The following is a 16,051-nucleotide window of genomic DNA, read 5'->3' as shown; positions in this document are numbered from 1 at the left end:
ACCATGTCCACCGCCTCGAAGACGATCACCGGCGCCGGCACGGCCGCGCCGTCGTCCCGCGTGCCCGCGGCCCCCGCCCCCGTCACCGCCGCCCCTGTCACCGCCGTCACCTGCCTGGAGGACCGCGCGCACGTCGAGCGCACCGTCGAGCTGGACCTGGTGGGCGGGGTCCAGCGGCTGCGGCTCGGGCCCGTCAGTGCGCTGGCCGTCGACCGTACCCTCCATGCCGAGTCGGCCTCCGGTCACCCGGCCACCGTGCTCGACCTACGCGTCGTCCGCAGCTGGGAGCCGCGCGCGCCCCGACGGCCCGCCGCCGACGACTCCGCGCTGCGCCACCGCGCCCACGCCCTCGACGAGGAGCGAAGGGCCCTGGAGCAGCGGCGCGACCGGCTCCGGACCCGGCTCGACGTGCTGGGCCGCCTTGCCACCGACGTCCTGCGGGACATCGGCGAGGGAGCCGGTTCCGGGGAGGCCGAAGGGCCCCGCTGGACCCGCGAACTGGACCGGGTGGACGCCGAGCGCGCCACGCACGGTGAGCGACTCCGCGCCGCGGAGTCCCGGTTGTCCGCCCTGACCGCCGAACTCGGCGAGGTCCGGCGGACCATGGAAGCCACCGAGGAAGAACCCCCCGAGCTGGTGGCCCACATCGAGCTGACCGTGGAGGCCGCGGCCGCCGGGCCGGTCGGGCTGCGCCTGAGCCACCTCGTCCCGTGCGCGCTGTGGCGGCCCGCCTACCGGGCCGTGCTCGACGGCGGCTCCGTGAGCCTGGAGACCGACGCGATGGTCTGGCAGCGCACGGGCGAGGACTGGACCGGCGTCGAGCTGACGCTGTCGACCGCCAGGTCGGCGCTGGCCACCGACCCGCCGTCGCTGGGCGAGGACCGGCTGACGCTCAAGGACCGTACGGCGGCGGAGCGGCGCACGGTCGACGTCGAGCTGCGCGAGGAGGACATCAGCGACCTGGGGCCGGTCCCGGTCCTCGGGCTGCCCGGGGTGGACGACGGCGGCGAGACGCGGGTGCTGCACTCCCCCACCCCGGTGTCCGTGCCGTCGGACGGCCGCGCGCACCGGGTGCCGCTCTCCGTCTTCAGTGCGGCGGCCGGCAGCGAGTACTCCTGCTCGCCCGAGGTGTCTCCGCTGGTCACCCAGGTGGCGCGGTTCGACAACCGTTCCGGGCACGTGCTGCTCGCCGGACCCGTCGACCTGATCCGGGGCAGCGGCTTCGCCGGCCGGGGCACGCTCGGGTTCACCACCCCCGGCGCCCCGGTCGAGCTCGCCTTCGGCAGCCGCGACGACCACCGGGTGGTGCGGGAGACGGAGGAGACCCGGGACACCACCGGGCTCACCCAGCGGACGGTGGTCACCCGCACGGTCCGGCTGCACGTGTCCCGGTTCTCGGCTCCCGGGGAGTCGGACGACCGGGTGGTCGTGCTCCGGGAGCGGATCCCGGTCTCGGAGGTCTCGGCGGTGGAGGTACGGCTCCGCAAGGAGGCCTGTTCCCCGGCGCCCGACGCGGTCGACGCGGAGGGCATCGCCCGCTGGGACGTCACCCTGCCGCCCGGCGGGCGGCGTACGGTCACGCTGGTGTACGAACTGTCGGCGAACTCCAAGGTCGCCGGGATCTGACGGAGGCGCCGACGGCGCGCGGCCGAGGGGCGAGGGCAAAGGGCCGGGGGCAATGGGCCGAAGGCGGCAGAAGGACCAAGGGCCGGAGGCCGATGGCGGAGGTCACCGCGGGGAGTTCGGTGTGCCCGGTGCCCGGCCCGGCACGCACTCCGGGCACAGTCCCCAGTAGGTGACCTCCGCCTCGGCCACCGTGAACCCGAACCGGTCCTCGGCCGGGAGGGCGGCCAGCGCGGCCGCCGGGTCGCCGGTCGGGTGGACGTCCCGGACGGTGCCGCAGCCGGAGCACACCAGGTGCTGGTGCGGGCGGTGCGCGTTCGGGTCGTACCGCCTCGCCCGGCCGTGCACGGAGACCTCCACGACCTCGCCGAGCCGGCCCAGTTCGCCCAGGATGTTGTAGACGGTCGCCCGGGAGATCTCGGGCAGCCGCTCCGCGGCGCGGGCGTGCACCTCGTCCGCCGTGAGGTGGACGTGCTCGCCGTCGAGGACCTCCGCGACGACACGCCGCTGGGAGGTCATCCTCCAGCCACGCCCCCGCAGCCGCTCCAGCAGGTCGCTCATAGGATTTCACCCTTCTCGCATGAATTCCGGGACCGGGAACTCCACCGGCCGCCGGACCGGTCCTTCGACGCCTATTCGGATTCCGCCCGCTTGTTACGCGGCGGTGCCCTGCGTGTTCTCTTAGCAGTGCGGTCCCCGGTGCGCGACCATACGGACGCCGAGTCGCCGTGCTCGACACCTGAAAAGCAGACGACGTCACGGGCATGCAGTCGGCAGACGGAAACATCGCGACAGGAAGAAGGACGTACGTGTCCGGCAGCGAAAGCGAGAACCCGGCAATCCCCTCCCCGGCCCCGAAGGACACGCGTCCCAGGACGAACCGGGACTGGTGGCCGAACCAGCTGGACCTCACGGTCCTCCACCAGAACTCACCCCAGGCCAGTCCGATGGACGACGACTTCGACTACGCGGCGGAGTTCGCGACCCTGGACGTCGACGCGCTGAAGCGGGACGTCTTCGAGGTGATGACGGCCTCGCAGGACTGGTGGCCGGCCGACTACGGCCACTACGGGCCGCTCTTCATCCGGATGAGCTGGCACGCGGCGGGCACGTACCGCATCGAGGACGGCCGGGGCGGTGGCGGTTCCGGCGCGCAGCGTTTCGCACCGCTCAACAGCTGGCCGGACAACGCGAGCCTGGACAAGGCGCGCCGTCTCCTCTGGCCGGTCAAGCAGAAGTACGGCCGGAAGATCTCCTGGGCCGATCTGCTGGTTTTCGCCGGTAACTGCGCCATGGAGTCCATGGGATTCAAGACGTTCGGATTCGGCTTCGGCCGTGAGGACATCTGGGAGCCGGACGAGGTCTTCTGGGGCCCCGAGGACACCTGGCTCGGAGACGAGCGCTACAGCGGCGACCGGGAACTCACCGGTCCTTTCGGTGCCGTGCAGATGGGCCTGATCTACGTCAATCCGGAAGGCCCCAACGGCAATCCGGATCCGATCGCCGCGGCCCGGGACATTCGCGAGACGTTCGGCCGCATGGCGATGAACGACGAGGAGACGACCGCGCTGATCATCGGCGGCCACACCTTCGGCAAGTGTCACGGCGCGGTCGATCCCACGTGCATCGGTCCGGAGCCGGAGGCCGCCCCCATCGAGCAGCAGGCCCTCGGCTGGCGCAACACGTGCGGCAGCGGCAAGGGCGCCGACGCGCTCACCAGCGGCCTGGAGGGCGCGTGGACGACCGCGCCGACGACATGGGACAACGGCTTCCTCGACAACCTCTTCCGGTACGACTGGGAGCTGACGACCAGCCCGGCCGGCGCCCAGCAGTGGACGCCCACGGACCCCGCGGCCCGGGACACGGTGCCCGACGCCCACGATCCGTCGAGGCGGCACGCTCCGATCATGCTGACGACGGACCTCGCGCTGAAGCTCGATCCGGTCTACGGGCCGATCGCGAAGCGCTTCCACGAGAACCCCGACCAGCTCGCGGACGCCTTCGCCCGCGCCTGGTACAAGCTCCTGCACCGCGACATGGGGCCCGTCTCGCGGTACCTCGGCCCGTGGATCCCCGAGCAGCAGCTGTGGCAGGACCCCGTCCCCGCGGTCGAGCACGCGCTGGTCACGGAGGCGGACGTCGACGGCCTCAAGCGCCGGATCCTCGACTCGGGTCTCTCCGTCTCACAGCTGGCCACCACCGCGTGGGCGTCGGCGGCGAGCTTCCGCGGCACGGACAAGCGGGGCGGCGCCAACGGCGCACGAATCCGGCTCGCACCGCAGAAGGACTGGGAGTCCAACGCCCTTCCCGAGGTGACCGAGACGGTGGCGGCCCTCGACCGGATCGGGCGGGAGTTCAACGGCGCCCAGTCCGGCGGGGTGCGGATCTCGCTCGCCGACATGATCGTCCTGGGCGGCTGCGCGGCCGTCGAGCAGGCCGCGAAGAACGCGGGTCACGACATCACGGTCCCGTTCTCGCCGGGGCGCACGGACGCCTCGCAGGAGCAGACCGACGTGCAGTCGTTCGCCGTGCTCGAACCGCGGGCGGACGGGTTCCGCAACTACCTCCGGGCGGGCGAGAAGCTGTCGCCGGAGACCCTCCTCCTGGACCGCGCGAGCCTGTTGACGCTGACGGCGCCCGAGATGACGGTCCTCGTCGGCGGCATGCGGGCGCTGAACACCGGCTTCCGCAAGTCCGAGCACGGGGTGTTCACCGACCGGCCGGAGTCCCTGACCAACGACTTCTTCGTGAACCTGCTCGACATGGGCACGGAGTGGAAGCCGTCGACGGCCACCGAGAACGTCTACGAGGGGCGGAAGCGCGGCACCGGCGAGGTCAGGTGGACGGCCACCGCCGCCGACCTCGTCTTCGGCTCGAACTCCCAGCTCCGCGCGCTGTCGGAGGTCTACGGGTCCCGGGACGCGGGCGAGAAGTTCGTCCGTGACTTCGTGGCGGCGTGGACCAAGGTGATGAACCTGGACCGGTTCGACCTCTCCTGACGCGCACCCGGGCCTGTCCCGGCCGCCCGGCAACCGGCCGGGGCGGGCGTGGGCAGGCCTCCTGCGCCGCCCCTCGGGCCCTCACTCCTCCAGGAGACGGCGGGCCTCCCCGAGGAGGCGCAGGAGTTCGGCCCGCGCGGGGTCCTCGGGGGCGGCGGGCTCCGCCCCGCGAGGCGCGTGGGTGGTGAGGACGTGCAGGGCGACGGCGGCCTGCCGGGCGAAGAGGCTCAGCAGGTCGAGCTCGGACAGGCTGGACCGGGCCTGCGGGGACGGGTCGAGGACCTCCAGCACGCCGAGGACGCGGTCCCCGTGCACGAGCGGCGCGGCCATCAGGGCGTTCGGCACGAAGCCGGTGGACCGGGCGACGTCCCGGTCGAAGGACGTGCTGTCGTGGAGGTCGTCGACGACCATCGGCTCGCCCGAGGCGGCGACCCAGCCGGCGATCCCCCGGCCGGCGGGGAAGCGCCGGCCCACCAGGAACTCCTGTCCCTGCCCGGAGACGGCCTCGAAGACGAGTTCGTCCGCCGCCGCCTCCAGGAGCAGGATGGAGCTCGCCTCGGCGCCGAAGATGGCGCGCGCGGTGTCCACGACCGACTGCAGAAGCTCCGCCATGGCCGGATCGGGCCGGGGTGCGGAGGGGACGGCGGGGGCGATCGTCTGAGCCATGGGGGTTCCCTTCCGGCGCCGGTCGTTACCGGCTGCCGTGGACACGGACGTTGGCGGCGGACAGGTACAGGGCGTTCTTCAGCTGGAACGGCGTCAGACGCGGTCGGCTCGACAGGATCCGCGCGCAGAGCCCGGCGACGAACGGGGTGGCGAAGCTGTTGCCGGAGGTACGGATCGACGTACCGCCGAGCCAGGCCACCTGCACCCGTTGGCCGGGGGCGAAGAACTCCACCGGCGGCTCGGGGTTGTAGAGGTGGAGGTCCGGGTCGTCCTCCTGGTGGCTGCCGACGGAGATCACCGAGGAGAACCGCCAGGGGAAGCTCTCCACGTGGGTGTTGTGCGCGGAGGCGACGATCACGGTCTGCTGGAAGTACGCCTCGTCGGCGAGCCGGCGCAGTTCCTCGACGAAGCGGTCGCGGCTGGTGGAGAGGCTGAGGTTCACGACGTCGAAGCGCTGGCGGACGGCCCACCGGATCCCTTCGAGGAGGATGTCCCCGCTGCCGGAGAACCGCTCGCCGAGCACCCGGACGCTGGACAGCTCGCAGTCCGGGGCGGTGCGGCGGATGATCCCGGCGCAGGCGGTGCCGTGTCCGCAGGCATCGCCCTCGTCGGTCTCCTCGACGTGGACGCCTTCGTCGTCCTTGAAGACCCGCCAGGAGCGGGCGAGGGGGCCGACCATGGGGTGGTCGCGTTCGACTCCGGAGTCGACCACGCAGACGCGCACGCCACGCCCGGTCCCGCCGAGCAGACCGCCCTCGGGCGGCTCGGGCGGATGGTCGGCCTCCACGGGTACGTCGTCGGGACCGCGACCCCGGAGACCCCAGGTGAGTCCGGGGGCGGGGGCGGGGGCGGGGCCGGGTCGCTGGCCGGTGGTCATCGCTGGGCGTCCTTTCCGGTTCCGTCGGCCGTCGCGCCGACGGAACGGATCCCGTCGGTCCGGCGGCCCTGGCAGCGCAGGACGACGGCCTCCGCCTCGCGTGCGGCGGGGAGGTGGCCCTTGGCGGCGAAGCTCCACCGGGCGCGTACCGCCGCCTCGGCCGCGTGCTGCGTGTGTCCCAACGCCAGAGCGGTGCGGGCCGCGTCGAGTGCGGCGAGACCCTGGACGATGGGCGAGTCGGTACGGACGGCGGTGGCGACCGCCCGGTCCGCCAGGCGGGTGGCGGTCGCGGCCTCCCCTCGTGCCGCGGCGATCCGGGCACGCAGGCCGTCGAGGTCGGCCGACTCGGCGCGCGGCCGGGCCGATTCGGACTGCCCTGCCGGCAGTGCGAGTTCGGCGAGGGTGTCGTGTGCGGTACGCCAGTCGCCGAGGTCGAGCCGGATGCGGGTGGCGTCGAGGAGGGCGCTGCGCAGGAGCCCGGTCGCGCCGAGCGCCCGCGCGGCGCCCGCGGCCCGCTCCAGGCTGAGGAGGGCCTCCTCGCGGCGGCCGGCGAGATCGTCGACGGTGGCGGTGAAGAGGGGCAGGAAGGCGTCGGTCTCGGCGTAGCCGAGCCGCTGGGCGAGTCGTTCGGCCTCCGCGAGGCAGGCGCGCGCGCCGTCGCGGTCGTCGTGGAGGGCCAGGACGACGGCCAGCGGGCAGTTGAGCGTCAGCCGCACGGCCCGGCGGCCGGCCCCCTGCTCGGCGAGCAGGGCGCGGCAGCGGGTCACGGCGTCCACGACGGGCAGAGGCCCGCGCCAGAGGGACACCCCCATGGCCCCGAGAGCGGCCGCCCGTTCCGGTTCGGCATCGGCCCGTACGGCATGGCCGAGGGCCCGGTCGAGCAGCCGCTCGGCTTCCCGGTGCCGGCCCTGCTCCTGAGCGTGCTGGGCGAGCCGCAGGCAGGCCCGTGCCTGGCCGAACTCGTCACCGGCGGCGGCGAACACGGGCAGGGTGGCGGCGGCGGCCTCGGCCGGTGACTCACCCCCGGGGGCGATACGGCGCGTGGTCCGGCGCATGGGGAGCCGAGCGTGGACTGCGGGGGCGGCAGCGAACCGACCGCGCCCGGACGGGCTGTCGTCGTCGTCGGTCACCGGCTCCCTGGAGTGGCTGTCGTCGTCGGTCCTCGGCTCCCCGGAGGGCGTACCGTCCGCCGGGCTCACCCCGGGGAGGCCGTTCTCCGACTCCGAGTCCCTGGCGGGCGATTCCTCCGCAGGTCGACCCGTCCCGGCCCGGCCGTTGTCCGACCGGCCGCCCGCCGGCCCGCCGCCCGCCGGCCCTCCGGCCGACGCCAGGCCGAGCCGGGCGTGTGCGGCCTCCACCGCATCGCTGCCGCAGCCGTCCGCCGGAACGTCGCCGAGGACTTCTTCGAGCAGGGCCCGGCCCTCCGTCACGCGGCCGAGGTCGAGCAGCGTCTGGCCGAGTCGCCGTCGCGTGGCCGCGCTGCCCGGCTCGCCGGCGGCGTACCGGACCGTGGCCCTGCCGAGCAGGTCGGCGGCCCATACGGGGTCGGCGTGGGCCAGCGCGAGACGACCGCCCTCCGCGAGGGCGTCGGCGGCACGGCGCCGAAGCCCGTCGGTGTGCGCGTCCTGGGCGCCGAGCTCGACGCGGTAGCGGTACGCCTGCTCCAGATGGGCCCCTACCGCGGCGCTGCCGCGCCGCCGGACCGTGTCGAGGCGTGCCGCGCGTTCGTGCCGGTCGGCGCGGTCCTGCTTGGACTGGCTGGTGTGGACGACCTCCTGGATCAGCCCGCCGGCGAAGCGGAACGCCCTGCCGTCCGGCCTGATGAGACGGTGCCGGACGAGCCGGTGGAGGGTGGTCCGCAGCTCTGACTCGTTCCACGCCTCGGCGGGATGTCCGGCGAGCGCCGTGAGTTCGTCGGCGGTGAAGTCGCCGCCGAGGACGGACGCCAGGCCGAGGGCCCGCTGTTCGGGCGGTTCGAGCGCGTCGATCCGGGCGCCGATCAGGGCCTGGAGGGGCAGCGGGACGCTGTCCGCGTCGACGGGGTCCCCCGCGACGAGCAGCTGTTCCAGGTGCAGCGGGTTCCCACCGACCCGCGCCAGGACCTGTGGCGCGAGCGGCGTGCCGTCGGCGGCCTGTCCCGTCAGCTCGGCGGCGAGGAGTTGCGCCTCGGCGTCGGAGAGGCCGCCGAGCAGGACGGCGCCCGGGGCGAGTTCGGGCCGCACGTCGAACAGCTGGGGCCGGGTGAGCAGGACGATCAGGACGGCTGCGTCGGCGAGGGCGCGCAGGAGCCGGTCGAGGGCGTCGAACAGCGGCTGTGCGGCCCAGTGGCAGTCGTCGACGACCAGCACGACGGGCTTCTCCTCGGACAGCTCGGCGAGAACCCGGGCGAGCGCGGCGCAGGTGTCCGCCGGGGAGGGATGGGGAGTCCCGTCGAGGAGCAGACCCTGATGGAGCAGGTCGAGTTCGGGGGACGGCGCGACCGCGCCGACGTTCTCGAGCAGCCCGGCCACGGCGTCTGCGAGCGCCCCCAGACTGGGCTGTTCGCCCCGGGCCCGGCAACGACCGACGCCGAAACAGGGGGCGGGAGCGGGGAGCGGGGAGAGCGGCGGCACGCGTCCGTCCGTCCGGCCCGTGGCCGTCGCGCGGTGGAGCCACTCGCGTACCAGGCGGGTCTTCCCCTGGCCGGCCTCACCGACCACCACCAGGCGGTCGACACGCCTCCTTCGCGCCACCCGGTGGAACACCTCGTCCAGCATGGTCAGTTCGTGCCCACGGCCGACGAAGCCGACGTCGAAGCGGCGCAGTGCCTCGGGGCCGTCCTCATCGTCCAGGGCTATCAGGCGGTGCGCCACCACGCGGTCGCTCTTGCCCTTCAGGAGCAGGGGGCCCGTCTCCGTCGTCAGGATGCCGGGCCCGGCGGCGGCGAGGGTGTCGGGACCCAGCAGGATCTCCCCCGCGGCCGCGTTCTGTTCCAGGCGGGCGGCCACGTTCACCACCTCGCCCGAGACCATCGCCTGCCGCTGCGTGGCCGAACCCGTCACCGCCTGACCGGTGTTGATGCCGATGCGCATCTGAAGTCGTACCCCCACGGCCTCCTCCAGGCGCGTGTTGAACCCGGCGAGCGCCTCCCTCATCGCCAGGGCCGCGGACGCCGCTCTCCGCGCGTCGTCCTCACGGACCGTCGGTACGCCGAACACCGCCATCACCGCGTCCCCGATGAACTTCTCCACGGTGCCGCCCTGCTCCTCGATGCGCAGCCGCATCAGGTCGAACCAGCGGAGCGTGACCGACCGCAGCGTCTCGGCGTCCAGCGCCCCGGAGAGCGCGGTGGAGCCCACCAGGTCGCAGAAGAGGACCGTCACCACCTTGCGGCCCGTCGGCCTGGCCGTGGCCGGCCCCGGGGCGCACGGGCTGCCGCAGGAGGGGCAGAACCGGGCTCCGGGCGGCAGGGCGCTCCCGCACGAGGCGCAGGGCATGGATTCCTCCGGTGGACGGGGGGAGAGACAGGGGGGGAGGGACGGCGTCGAAGGACGCGGGCGAGGGACGCGGGACGGTGGGTTCGGCGGGGGCCACTGGACCGGGCGCGGCGGTGATGCGCCCCCGCGTCAGAACAGCGCGCCGCCCGCCACGTCCGCGTGGGCCTGGACCTCGGGGGCCGCCGCGTCGAGTCGCCCCCTGATGTCGACCAGCAGGGCCAGCTCGTCCGGCGTCAACGCCCGTACGACGTCGAGCTGTTCCTCGCTCAGCGCGTCCACGTCGAAGCCCGCGGCGGCGAGTGCCTCCAGGGTGGGCTCCGGGCCGTGCGGGGTGGCTTCGTCGGTCATGGGTGTCCTCCGTTGTCCTCGGCGAGGGAAAGGAACAGGCGGGTGAGCAGGTTCGCCGTGTGCAGCGCGCTGACGGAGACGGCCGTCTGCCGGGCCGGGCTCGGCGCGAGCGCGTCGAACACCCGGTACAGGTCGTGCAGGTGACCGCCGTCGAGCTCCGCGTGCTCCCTGAGCGTGCGGAACGCGCCGTCCGGCAGCCCGGTGACCTCGGCGAGGCGGTCCGCGAGCCGGGGCCCGGGGGCGTTGCCCTCCAGGACCGCGATGTAGCCGAGCAGGGCCACGGGGTGCTCGTGCTCGATCCGGTAGTACTGCGCGCCGGCGAGTTCCACGACGATCGGGTGCGGCACGGCCGACGGACCCGCACCGGCGGCGGCCAGGTCGTCGAGCAGCCAGGCGTCGTGGTCCCGCTCCTCCTCGGCATGACGGAGGTAGTACGCGGCCAGGCACCGCGCGGCCGGGTCGCCGGGCTCGGCGGCGCAGCGTTCGGCCGCCCGGACGAGAAGCGGCACCGAGGCCCGTACGAGCGGATGCATGGCGGCCAGATAACGCACGTACCGCTCGCGCAGACCGTCCGGTCGCCAGAGCGCGGCGGTCACCGCCCTCAGGACGGGGGTGGTGGGAGCGAGCTTGGTGCGCAGCGCCAGGGATGCGGTGGCCGTGGCGGGAGGCGCTGCGGCCGCGACTGTGAGGCCGGCGGCTGTGACTGCTGTGGCTGCGTCTGCTGTGGCTGTGGCTGTGTCTGCTGTGGCTGTGTCTGCTGTGGCTGCGTCTGCTGTGGCTGTGGCGTTCATCGGCTGCTCCTCGCCTCTGCGGTTGACGACGCCTGGGTGAGTCGGGGCTCGTTCGCGGGCACGCGTTCCTCTCCGGACGGCGGCTCGACCAGATGCGCATAGCGCGCGCACCCCATGCGTCGCACCAGGGCGGCGGGTCCTGCCGCGCGCTGCTGCGCCGTGGTGAGCCGGTCGAGGAGTTCGCCGACGCGACCGCCCGCGTCCCGGGCCGCGCCCTCCAGGACGCCCGGGCGGTCGGCCAGTGCGTGGCAGCTGCGGCAGTAGCCGGCCGGGGCCGGCGCGGTCTCGTAGCGGGCGTGCAGCCGCCGCGGGCCGACCGCACGCAGCATCCGCAGAACCGGGGAGCCGAGGGAACGCTCGCGGACGGTCGGCCAGTCGTCCTCGGCGAGGTGTCCGAGCCGCAGGTGCGGGGGAACGGGACGCCGGTCGACGGTCCACTGGTTGCAGCAGGCCGCCACCGTCCCGTCGAAGGCGACCACGGGCCAGGCCGCGAGGGCGCAGGGCGCCGCCAGGCTGTCGTCGGGGCCCGGCGGTGTCGGCCGGACGAGGCCGGCGGCGCGGCCGAGCGGGCGCACCTCGTTGACCAGCATGGGCATCCGGGCGCCGAAGACGCGGCGCACGTCCGCGACGACGTCGGCCAGGTACGGGTCGTCGATGTCCGTGCCGGCGCCTGGGCCGGGGCCCGTGCCGGTGCCGGTACCGCTGCCCGTGCCCGTTCCTGTGCCCCCGCCCCTGCCCGTGCCTGTGAGGTGGATGCTGGCGGGGATCCCCGCGTCGAGCACGGCGCCCAGGGCGCGCAGGACGTCCGCGCGCGGGACCTCGCGCTCGTGGTGGACGTCCAGGCTCGCCGAGAAGTGGTCCAGAGCGGTGATCGTCCGCATGATCCGGTCGGGGACGCGTCCCCCACGGGCGAAGAACATCCCGCTGAGCAGGGCCACCCGGGACCCCTTGGCCTGCGCGAGACCGGCCACGCGAGCGGCCAGCTCGGGGAGGAGCAGCGGTTCACCGCCGGTCAGCATCACCACCTCGGGGCGGTCCTCGACACCGAACGAGCCGACGAAGTTCAGGAGTTGCTGCGGGTCGGGCTCCTCTGAGGCCGTCATGGACGAGCCCGTGGAACAGTGCGCGCAGCTCATGGGGCAGCGGCGGGTGAGCGCCACGAGGAGACCACCGCAGGGCACCGGCCGCAGGCCGATGAGCTCCGCCAGGTCCATGTCCGTCTCCTCCTCCTCGGGTGCGCTCCGCGCGCGGAGCGTTCCTGGATCGTGCCCCCGGGCGGCAGACTTCCGGTTCACGAACGCCTGGTGAACGGTTAAGTCCCAGGTCCGGAGGGGTGCGGTAGGCGTCGGACGGGTCCGGGGAAGAGTGCGGACACCCCGCGGACGGCCGGGCGCCGCCGTCCGGCACGGGTATCGGCCCATGTCACAGGCTCGTACCGCGGCCGCTCCGTCGACGCATACCGGCGTCGAACCGACGGCCAGGCGTTCCCATACCCGCCGTTCGTACGTTCTTCTCAGCCGGCGCAGCGACGCCGTCAAACGAGGAGGACGAACATGCCCGAGAACACGAACCCGAAGCCGGTCGAGGACGAGGACATCGAGGTCGTGGCGCACGGGGAGGCCGAGGAGGACGAGGCCGGCTGCATCATCAACAACTCCAGCGACATCTCCTGACGCGACTCGTCTCGTCCTGAGTACCTCGCGGGCCACCCGGTTCTCGGCGCACGACGCCAGGAACCGGGGGGCCCGCGGCCACTCACGGGCCGCAGCACCGTCACCCCCCTTTCGCACTCCGGACCCCGCTTTCCGCCACCCGCCCGAACCCGAGGGAGCGCGCACGTCGTGAAGATCCTGCTCTGCCCGCTCAGCGACGGCGGCTACCTCTACCCGGCGCTCGCGGCCGGCCGCGAGCTGCGTCGCCGCGGCCATCACGTGAGCGTCCTCGCCAGATCCTCCGCAGTGCCCGTCGCGGCCGAGGCGGGGCTGCCGTGCGCGGTGGCCGAGGACTTCGGCGGTCAGCGGGCGTTCTCCGCCACGTGGTGGGGGAAGACCGGTGCCGCGCAGTACCGGGCGGTCCTGCGTGCGGCCCGGACGGCGCAGGCCGACCTTCTCGTCACCTCGGTGCTGTGCAACGGGGCCCTGCTCGCCGCCGAGAGCCTGGACATCCCGGTGGCCGTGGTCGGGCTCTCGGTTCATCTGTGGAACTACCGGAGCGGCGGCGACGGGGAGCCGCACCTGGGCAGGACCCGGGAGAGCCGGACCCGCGACAGCCTGGACCTCCATGCCGCCACGCGGGAGGAGGTCGGCCTGGCCGGGCGCGCTTCCCGCTGGGAGGACGATCCGCTCCTCGGTGACGCGCTGCTGCTCCGCGGGGATCCGGCACTCGAGTATCCGGGAGCGGAACTCCCCGAGCGGGTGCGGTACGTGGGACCGCTGACCTGGGAACCGGCTCCCGGACGGGGCGAGTGGGAGGCGGTTGAGGACCACGTGGCGAGGACGGGCAGGGGGAAGCCCGTCGTCTACGTCCACCTCGGCCGCTTCTTCGGCGGCCGGACCCTCTGGCCGCGGCTCAACGAGGCGTTCACCGGCGGACCGTTCCAGGCGGTGGTCGAGCAGGGCCGGTCCACCGACCCCGCGCCCGCTCCCGGGGCCGACATCCTGCTCGTACGGAAGCCGTGGATGGGACCGCTCGTCGACGCGGCCGACCTGGTGCTGGCCAACGGCACCTCGGCCCCGGTCCTGTCGGCGCTCCTGCGCGGTCGCCCCCTGGTGCTCTCGCCCAACGGGTCCGAACAGCCGCTGCTCACCGGCGCCTGTGTGCGGGCCGGCGTGGCCCTGCGCGACCCGAAGACCCCGTCCGTGGACCTGTCGGCGCTGCTGGAGTCGGTGTCGCGCGACGAAGGACTGCGGACCCGAGCCCGCGCGCTCGGCGACAGGCTGGCCGCGGTGGACGGCGCGGCCCGCGCGGCCGACATCGTCGAGCGGGTGGCTCAGGCATCCGCAACCCCGAAGGAGAACCATGAGTACGCGATCAGCCGGCCTCGATGAGGCCGTGGCGAGTCTGTCCATGGGTACGCGGCACTGGATCGCGCGGCACGCGGGGTACCTCGACTCCCCCGCCGGACACGCCGAACTGCCGGTGACACCCCGCGTCAAGGCCCTCCTGCAGCTCGCGCTGCTCTGCCGCTACTGGGGAGAGTCCGCCCCGGTGGAGACCGCCCTGCACGGGGCGAGATCGATCGTCGAACAGGCCTGGCAGCGCCCGGAGTTCCCGCGTCTTCTGACCCTCGACGGGCGGTACGCCCGGCAGTTCGAGCTGATGTACTCGGCACTGGCACCCTCCGGCAGCGTCACCGACGCCCCCCGCGCCGTCCTGGCCCGACTGAAGGACGCCGGCTATCTCGCCCCGGGGCGCAAGGCCCCCTACCTCCACCTGGAGGCGAGGTTCTACGCCGATCTCGCGGGCGCTGAGCACGAGTTCGCCTCGTACGACGAGCTGTACGCGGCCAGCCTGCCCGCCCGGGCCGCCACCCTGCCCGTGGCCGACCTGGACGCCTGTGTGGTCACCCACACCGTCTTCTACCTCAGCGACTTCGGCCTCCGCGATCCCGGCCTGACCGACGAGGCCCGCGAGCAGGCCCTCCAGGTCGTGGAACGGCTCACCCACCACTGCCTGGGCCTCGGCGAATGGGACCTCGTCGGCAAGCTCCTGCTCGCGCAGTACTGCCTCGGCGCGGATCCCCTCGGTACGCCCTCCGGGGCGGCAGGCATCCGGATGCTCGCCGAGGTCCAGGCGCCGGACGGAGCGATCCCCGGGAAGTCCGTCGTCAGGCGCGCACCGGCGGACGCGACGCCCGTGCAGTACTTCCGGAAGTCGTACCAGGCGACCCTCGTCACCGCGCTCACGACGCTGATCGTCGGAAGCGGCCGCCCGGTCGCTCCCGACACGCCCGCCGGTCGCTCCACCTCAGCTACAGGAGCCACCTCAGCCGCAGAAGCCACAAGAGCCACGGCCGTACAGGAGGCGACACGGTGAGCATCGACCAAGCGACGAGTCCCGCCCCGCAGGCGGCGCCCGACGCACCGGCCGGCACCGGCCTCGACTCCTCCGGCGCGCGCCTCCTCCGGGGCGAGCGCACCTGGTGGTTCCTCGGTCCGGGCGGCGTCGCCCGGCTCGCCGACCGCCATGTCACCCCCGACGGGGGCCTGCGTCCCGAGGCCGAGCGACGACTGCGCGAGAGCGGCCTGTTCACCCCCGCCACGATCCGCGCCTACGCCCTGACCGTCCTCACCAGCACCCACTGCAACCTCGGCTGCGGCTACTGCTTCCAGAACACCGCGCAGGACCTGGCCGGCGGGAGCCGACCGCCGCGGATCGCCCGGACCCGGCTCACCTCGGAGACGATCACCTCGATCCTCGGGTTCACCCAGCGCCAGATGGCCGCCGCGGGCCTGGAGAAGCTCAGGATCCTCCTCTTCGGCGGCGAGCCGCTCCTCAACCCGCGCGGGTGTCTCGAACTCCTGGAGCGGGCCGCGGACATCGCTCCCACCTCGGCCTGGATGATCTCCAACGCCACCCTGCTCACCCCGTCCCTCGCCCGCCGGCTCCACGACCGCGGCCTGTCCTCCGTCCAGGTCACCTTCGACGGCGACCGCGACGACCACGACCGCATCCGGGTCGGCAGGGCGGACGGCAGCGGCACCTTCGACAAGATCGTCCGCAATATCGTCAAGGCCTCCGAGGTCACCCCGCTGCGATGGACCCTGCGGGTCAACGTCTCCCAGGAGACCTTCCACGGCGTCGACGCGCTGATCGACCGGCTGGCGGGCGCCCTCGACCCCGCGCGCTGCACGCTGTACTTCGCCCGCATCGGCGATGTCGGCGTCGGATACGCCAACAGCCTCCTGCACACCGGCGAGCTCTCCGCCGCCTTCACCCGGTGGCAGCGCAGGGCCCTGGAACTCGGCTTCGCCGTGAACCGCCCCGGCGGCCGGAAGACCTGCGTCACCTGCGGTCACACCGACGGCCGGTACGGCGCGGTCGTGAGCGCCGACGGCACCCTGGCCAGTTGCTGGGAGACCGCGGGCAAACCCGACTGGGAGGTCGGCACGGTCGCCGACGGCTACCTGCCCGGCACGGAGACCGGTGACCGGTGGATCGCCTGCCAGGACCTCTACAGCTACGACGAGGACGCCCGTACCCTCGCCAGGTTCCGCGACACCGTCGACACGGCCCTGCTCGACCATCTGCACGAGACGGGGCGCCTGTAGC

General features: G+C 73.8%; 12 protein-coding genes. 5 read left to right on the top strand and 7 right to left on the bottom strand.

From position 1 onward, the window contains the following. The first annotated feature begins 3 nt into the window (after positions 1-3). Positions 4-1,626: a mucoidy inhibitor MuiA family protein gene (locus tag ACIP84_RS09210; protein WP_401796447.1), complete on the top strand. Its 1,623-nt coding sequence runs from the start codon at positions 4-6 to the stop codon at positions 1,624-1,626. 102 nt (positions 1,627-1,728) lie between these two features. Here ACIP84_RS09210 and ACIP84_RS09205 read toward each other — a convergent pair whose 3' ends face one another. Then, the gene (locus ACIP84_RS09205; RefSeq protein ID WP_401796444.1) at positions 1,729-2,184 is read right to left on the bottom strand and encodes a Fur family transcriptional regulator; all 456 of its coding nucleotides are present in this window, start codon (positions 2,182-2,184) and stop codon (positions 1,729-1,731) included. A 248-nt stretch (positions 2,185-2,432) separates the two neighbouring features. On the opposite strand from ACIP84_RS09205, the gene katG reads away from it, so the two are divergent. After that, positions 2,433-4,622, top strand: a complete 2,190-nt coding sequence (gene katG, locus ACIP84_RS09200; RefSeq protein WP_401796441.1) for a catalase/peroxidase HPI — start codon at positions 2,433-2,435, stop codon at positions 4,620-4,622. 81 nt (positions 4,623-4,703) lie between these two features. Here the strand turns inward: katG and ACIP84_RS09195 are convergent, their stop codons facing one another. From ACIP84_RS09195 to ACIP84_RS09170, 6 genes are all read right to left on the bottom strand, one after another. Then, the gene (locus ACIP84_RS09195; protein ID WP_355959067.1) at positions 4,704-5,288 is read right to left on the bottom strand and encodes a GAF domain-containing protein; all 585 of its coding nucleotides are present in this window, start codon (positions 5,286-5,288) and stop codon (positions 4,704-4,706) included. A 25-nt stretch (positions 5,289-5,313) separates the two neighbouring features. Next, positions 5,314-6,165 carry a S8 family peptidase gene (locus tag ACIP84_RS09190; RefSeq protein WP_401796438.1) on the bottom strand — a complete coding sequence of 284 codons (852 nt, stop codon included), beginning with the start codon at positions 6,163-6,165 and terminating at the stop codon, positions 5,314-5,316. After that, on the bottom strand, positions 6,162-9,641 hold the full coding sequence (locus ACIP84_RS09185; protein ID WP_401796435.1) for an adenylate/guanylate cyclase domain-containing protein: 3,480 nt from the start codon (positions 9,639-9,641) through the stop codon (positions 6,162-6,164). The genes ACIP84_RS09190 and ACIP84_RS09185 overlap by 4 nt, the downstream gene beginning before the upstream one ends. A gap of 129 nt (positions 9,642-9,770) precedes the next feature. Next, a complete protein-coding gene (locus ACIP84_RS09180; RefSeq protein WP_355959071.1) occupies positions 9,771-9,989 on the bottom strand; it encodes an aroma-sacti cluster domain-containing protein in 219 nt (72 codons plus the stop codon). Beyond that, complete coding sequence (locus ACIP84_RS09175; RefSeq protein WP_401796432.1) at positions 9,986-10,585, bottom strand: iron-containing redox enzyme family protein; 600 nt, start codon at positions 10,583-10,585, stop codon at positions 9,986-9,988. The genes ACIP84_RS09180 and ACIP84_RS09175 overlap by 4 nt, the downstream gene beginning before the upstream one ends. A gap of 191 nt (positions 10,586-10,776) precedes the next feature. Next, positions 10,777-11,994 carry a radical SAM protein gene (locus tag ACIP84_RS09170; RefSeq protein ID WP_401796429.1) on the bottom strand — a complete coding sequence of 406 codons (1,218 nt, stop codon included), beginning with the start codon at positions 11,992-11,994 and terminating at the stop codon, positions 10,777-10,779. 627 nt (positions 11,995-12,621) lie between these two features. Here ACIP84_RS09170 and ACIP84_RS09165 point away from each other — a divergent pair. From ACIP84_RS09165 to ACIP84_RS09155, 3 genes are read left to right on the top strand one after another with little or no spacing between them, the layout of a single operon-like run. Then, positions 12,622-13,827 carry a glycosyltransferase gene (locus ACIP84_RS09165; protein ID WP_401796426.1) on the top strand — a complete coding sequence of 402 codons (1,206 nt, stop codon included), beginning with the start codon at positions 12,622-12,624 and terminating at the stop codon, positions 13,825-13,827. Further along, positions 13,799-14,815: a DUF6895 family protein gene (locus ACIP84_RS09160; RefSeq protein ID WP_401796423.1), complete on the top strand. Its 1,017-nt coding sequence runs from the start codon at positions 13,799-13,801 to the stop codon at positions 14,813-14,815. Before ACIP84_RS09165 ends, ACIP84_RS09160 begins: the two co-directional genes overlap by 29 nt. Then, on the top strand, positions 14,812-16,050 hold the full coding sequence (locus ACIP84_RS09155) for a radical SAM protein (protein ID WP_401796420.1): 1,239 nt from the start codon (positions 14,812-14,814) through the stop codon (positions 16,048-16,050). Before ACIP84_RS09160 ends, ACIP84_RS09155 begins: the two co-directional genes overlap by 4 nt. Position 16,051 lies beyond the last annotated feature (1 nt).

This window comes from Streptomyces sp. NPDC088707, from assembly GCF_044752725.1.
Lineage (GTDB): Bacteria > Actinomycetota > Actinomycetes > Streptomycetales > Streptomycetaceae > Streptomyces.
The sequence above is the reverse complement of the archived record's forward strand: the minus strand, read 5'-3'. Positions and strand labels throughout refer to the sequence as shown.

Coding starts and splice junctions, on each gene's coding strand:
- ACIP84_RS09210 (WP_401796447.1), top strand. CDS start 4: ATGTCCACCGCCTCGAAGACGATCACCGGCGCCGGCACGGCCGCGCCG.
- ACIP84_RS09205 (WP_401796444.1), bottom strand. CDS start 2,184: ATGAGCGACCTGCTGGAGCGGCTGCGGGGGCGTGGCTGGAGGATGACC.
- ACIP84_RS09195 (WP_355959067.1), bottom strand. CDS start 5,288: ATGGCTCAGACGATCGCCCCCGCCGTCCCCTCCGCACCCCGGCCCGAT.
- ACIP84_RS09190 (WP_401796438.1), bottom strand. CDS start 6,165: ATGACCACCGGCCAGCGACCCGGCCCCGCCCCCGCCCCCGCCCCCGGA.
- ACIP84_RS09185 (WP_401796435.1), bottom strand. CDS start 9,641: ATGCCCTGCGCCTCGTGCGGGAGCGCCCTGCCGCCCGGAGCCCGGTTC.
- ACIP84_RS09180 (WP_355959071.1), bottom strand. CDS start 9,989: ATGACCGACGAAGCCACCCCGCACGGCCCGGAGCCCACCCTGGAGGCA.
- ACIP84_RS09170 (WP_401796429.1), bottom strand. CDS start 11,994: ATGGACCTGGCGGAGCTCATCGGCCTGCGGCCGGTGCCCTGCGGTGGT.
- ACIP84_RS09160 (WP_401796423.1), top strand. CDS start 13,799: ATGAGTACGCGATCAGCCGGCCTCGATGAGGCCGTGGCGAGTCTGTCC.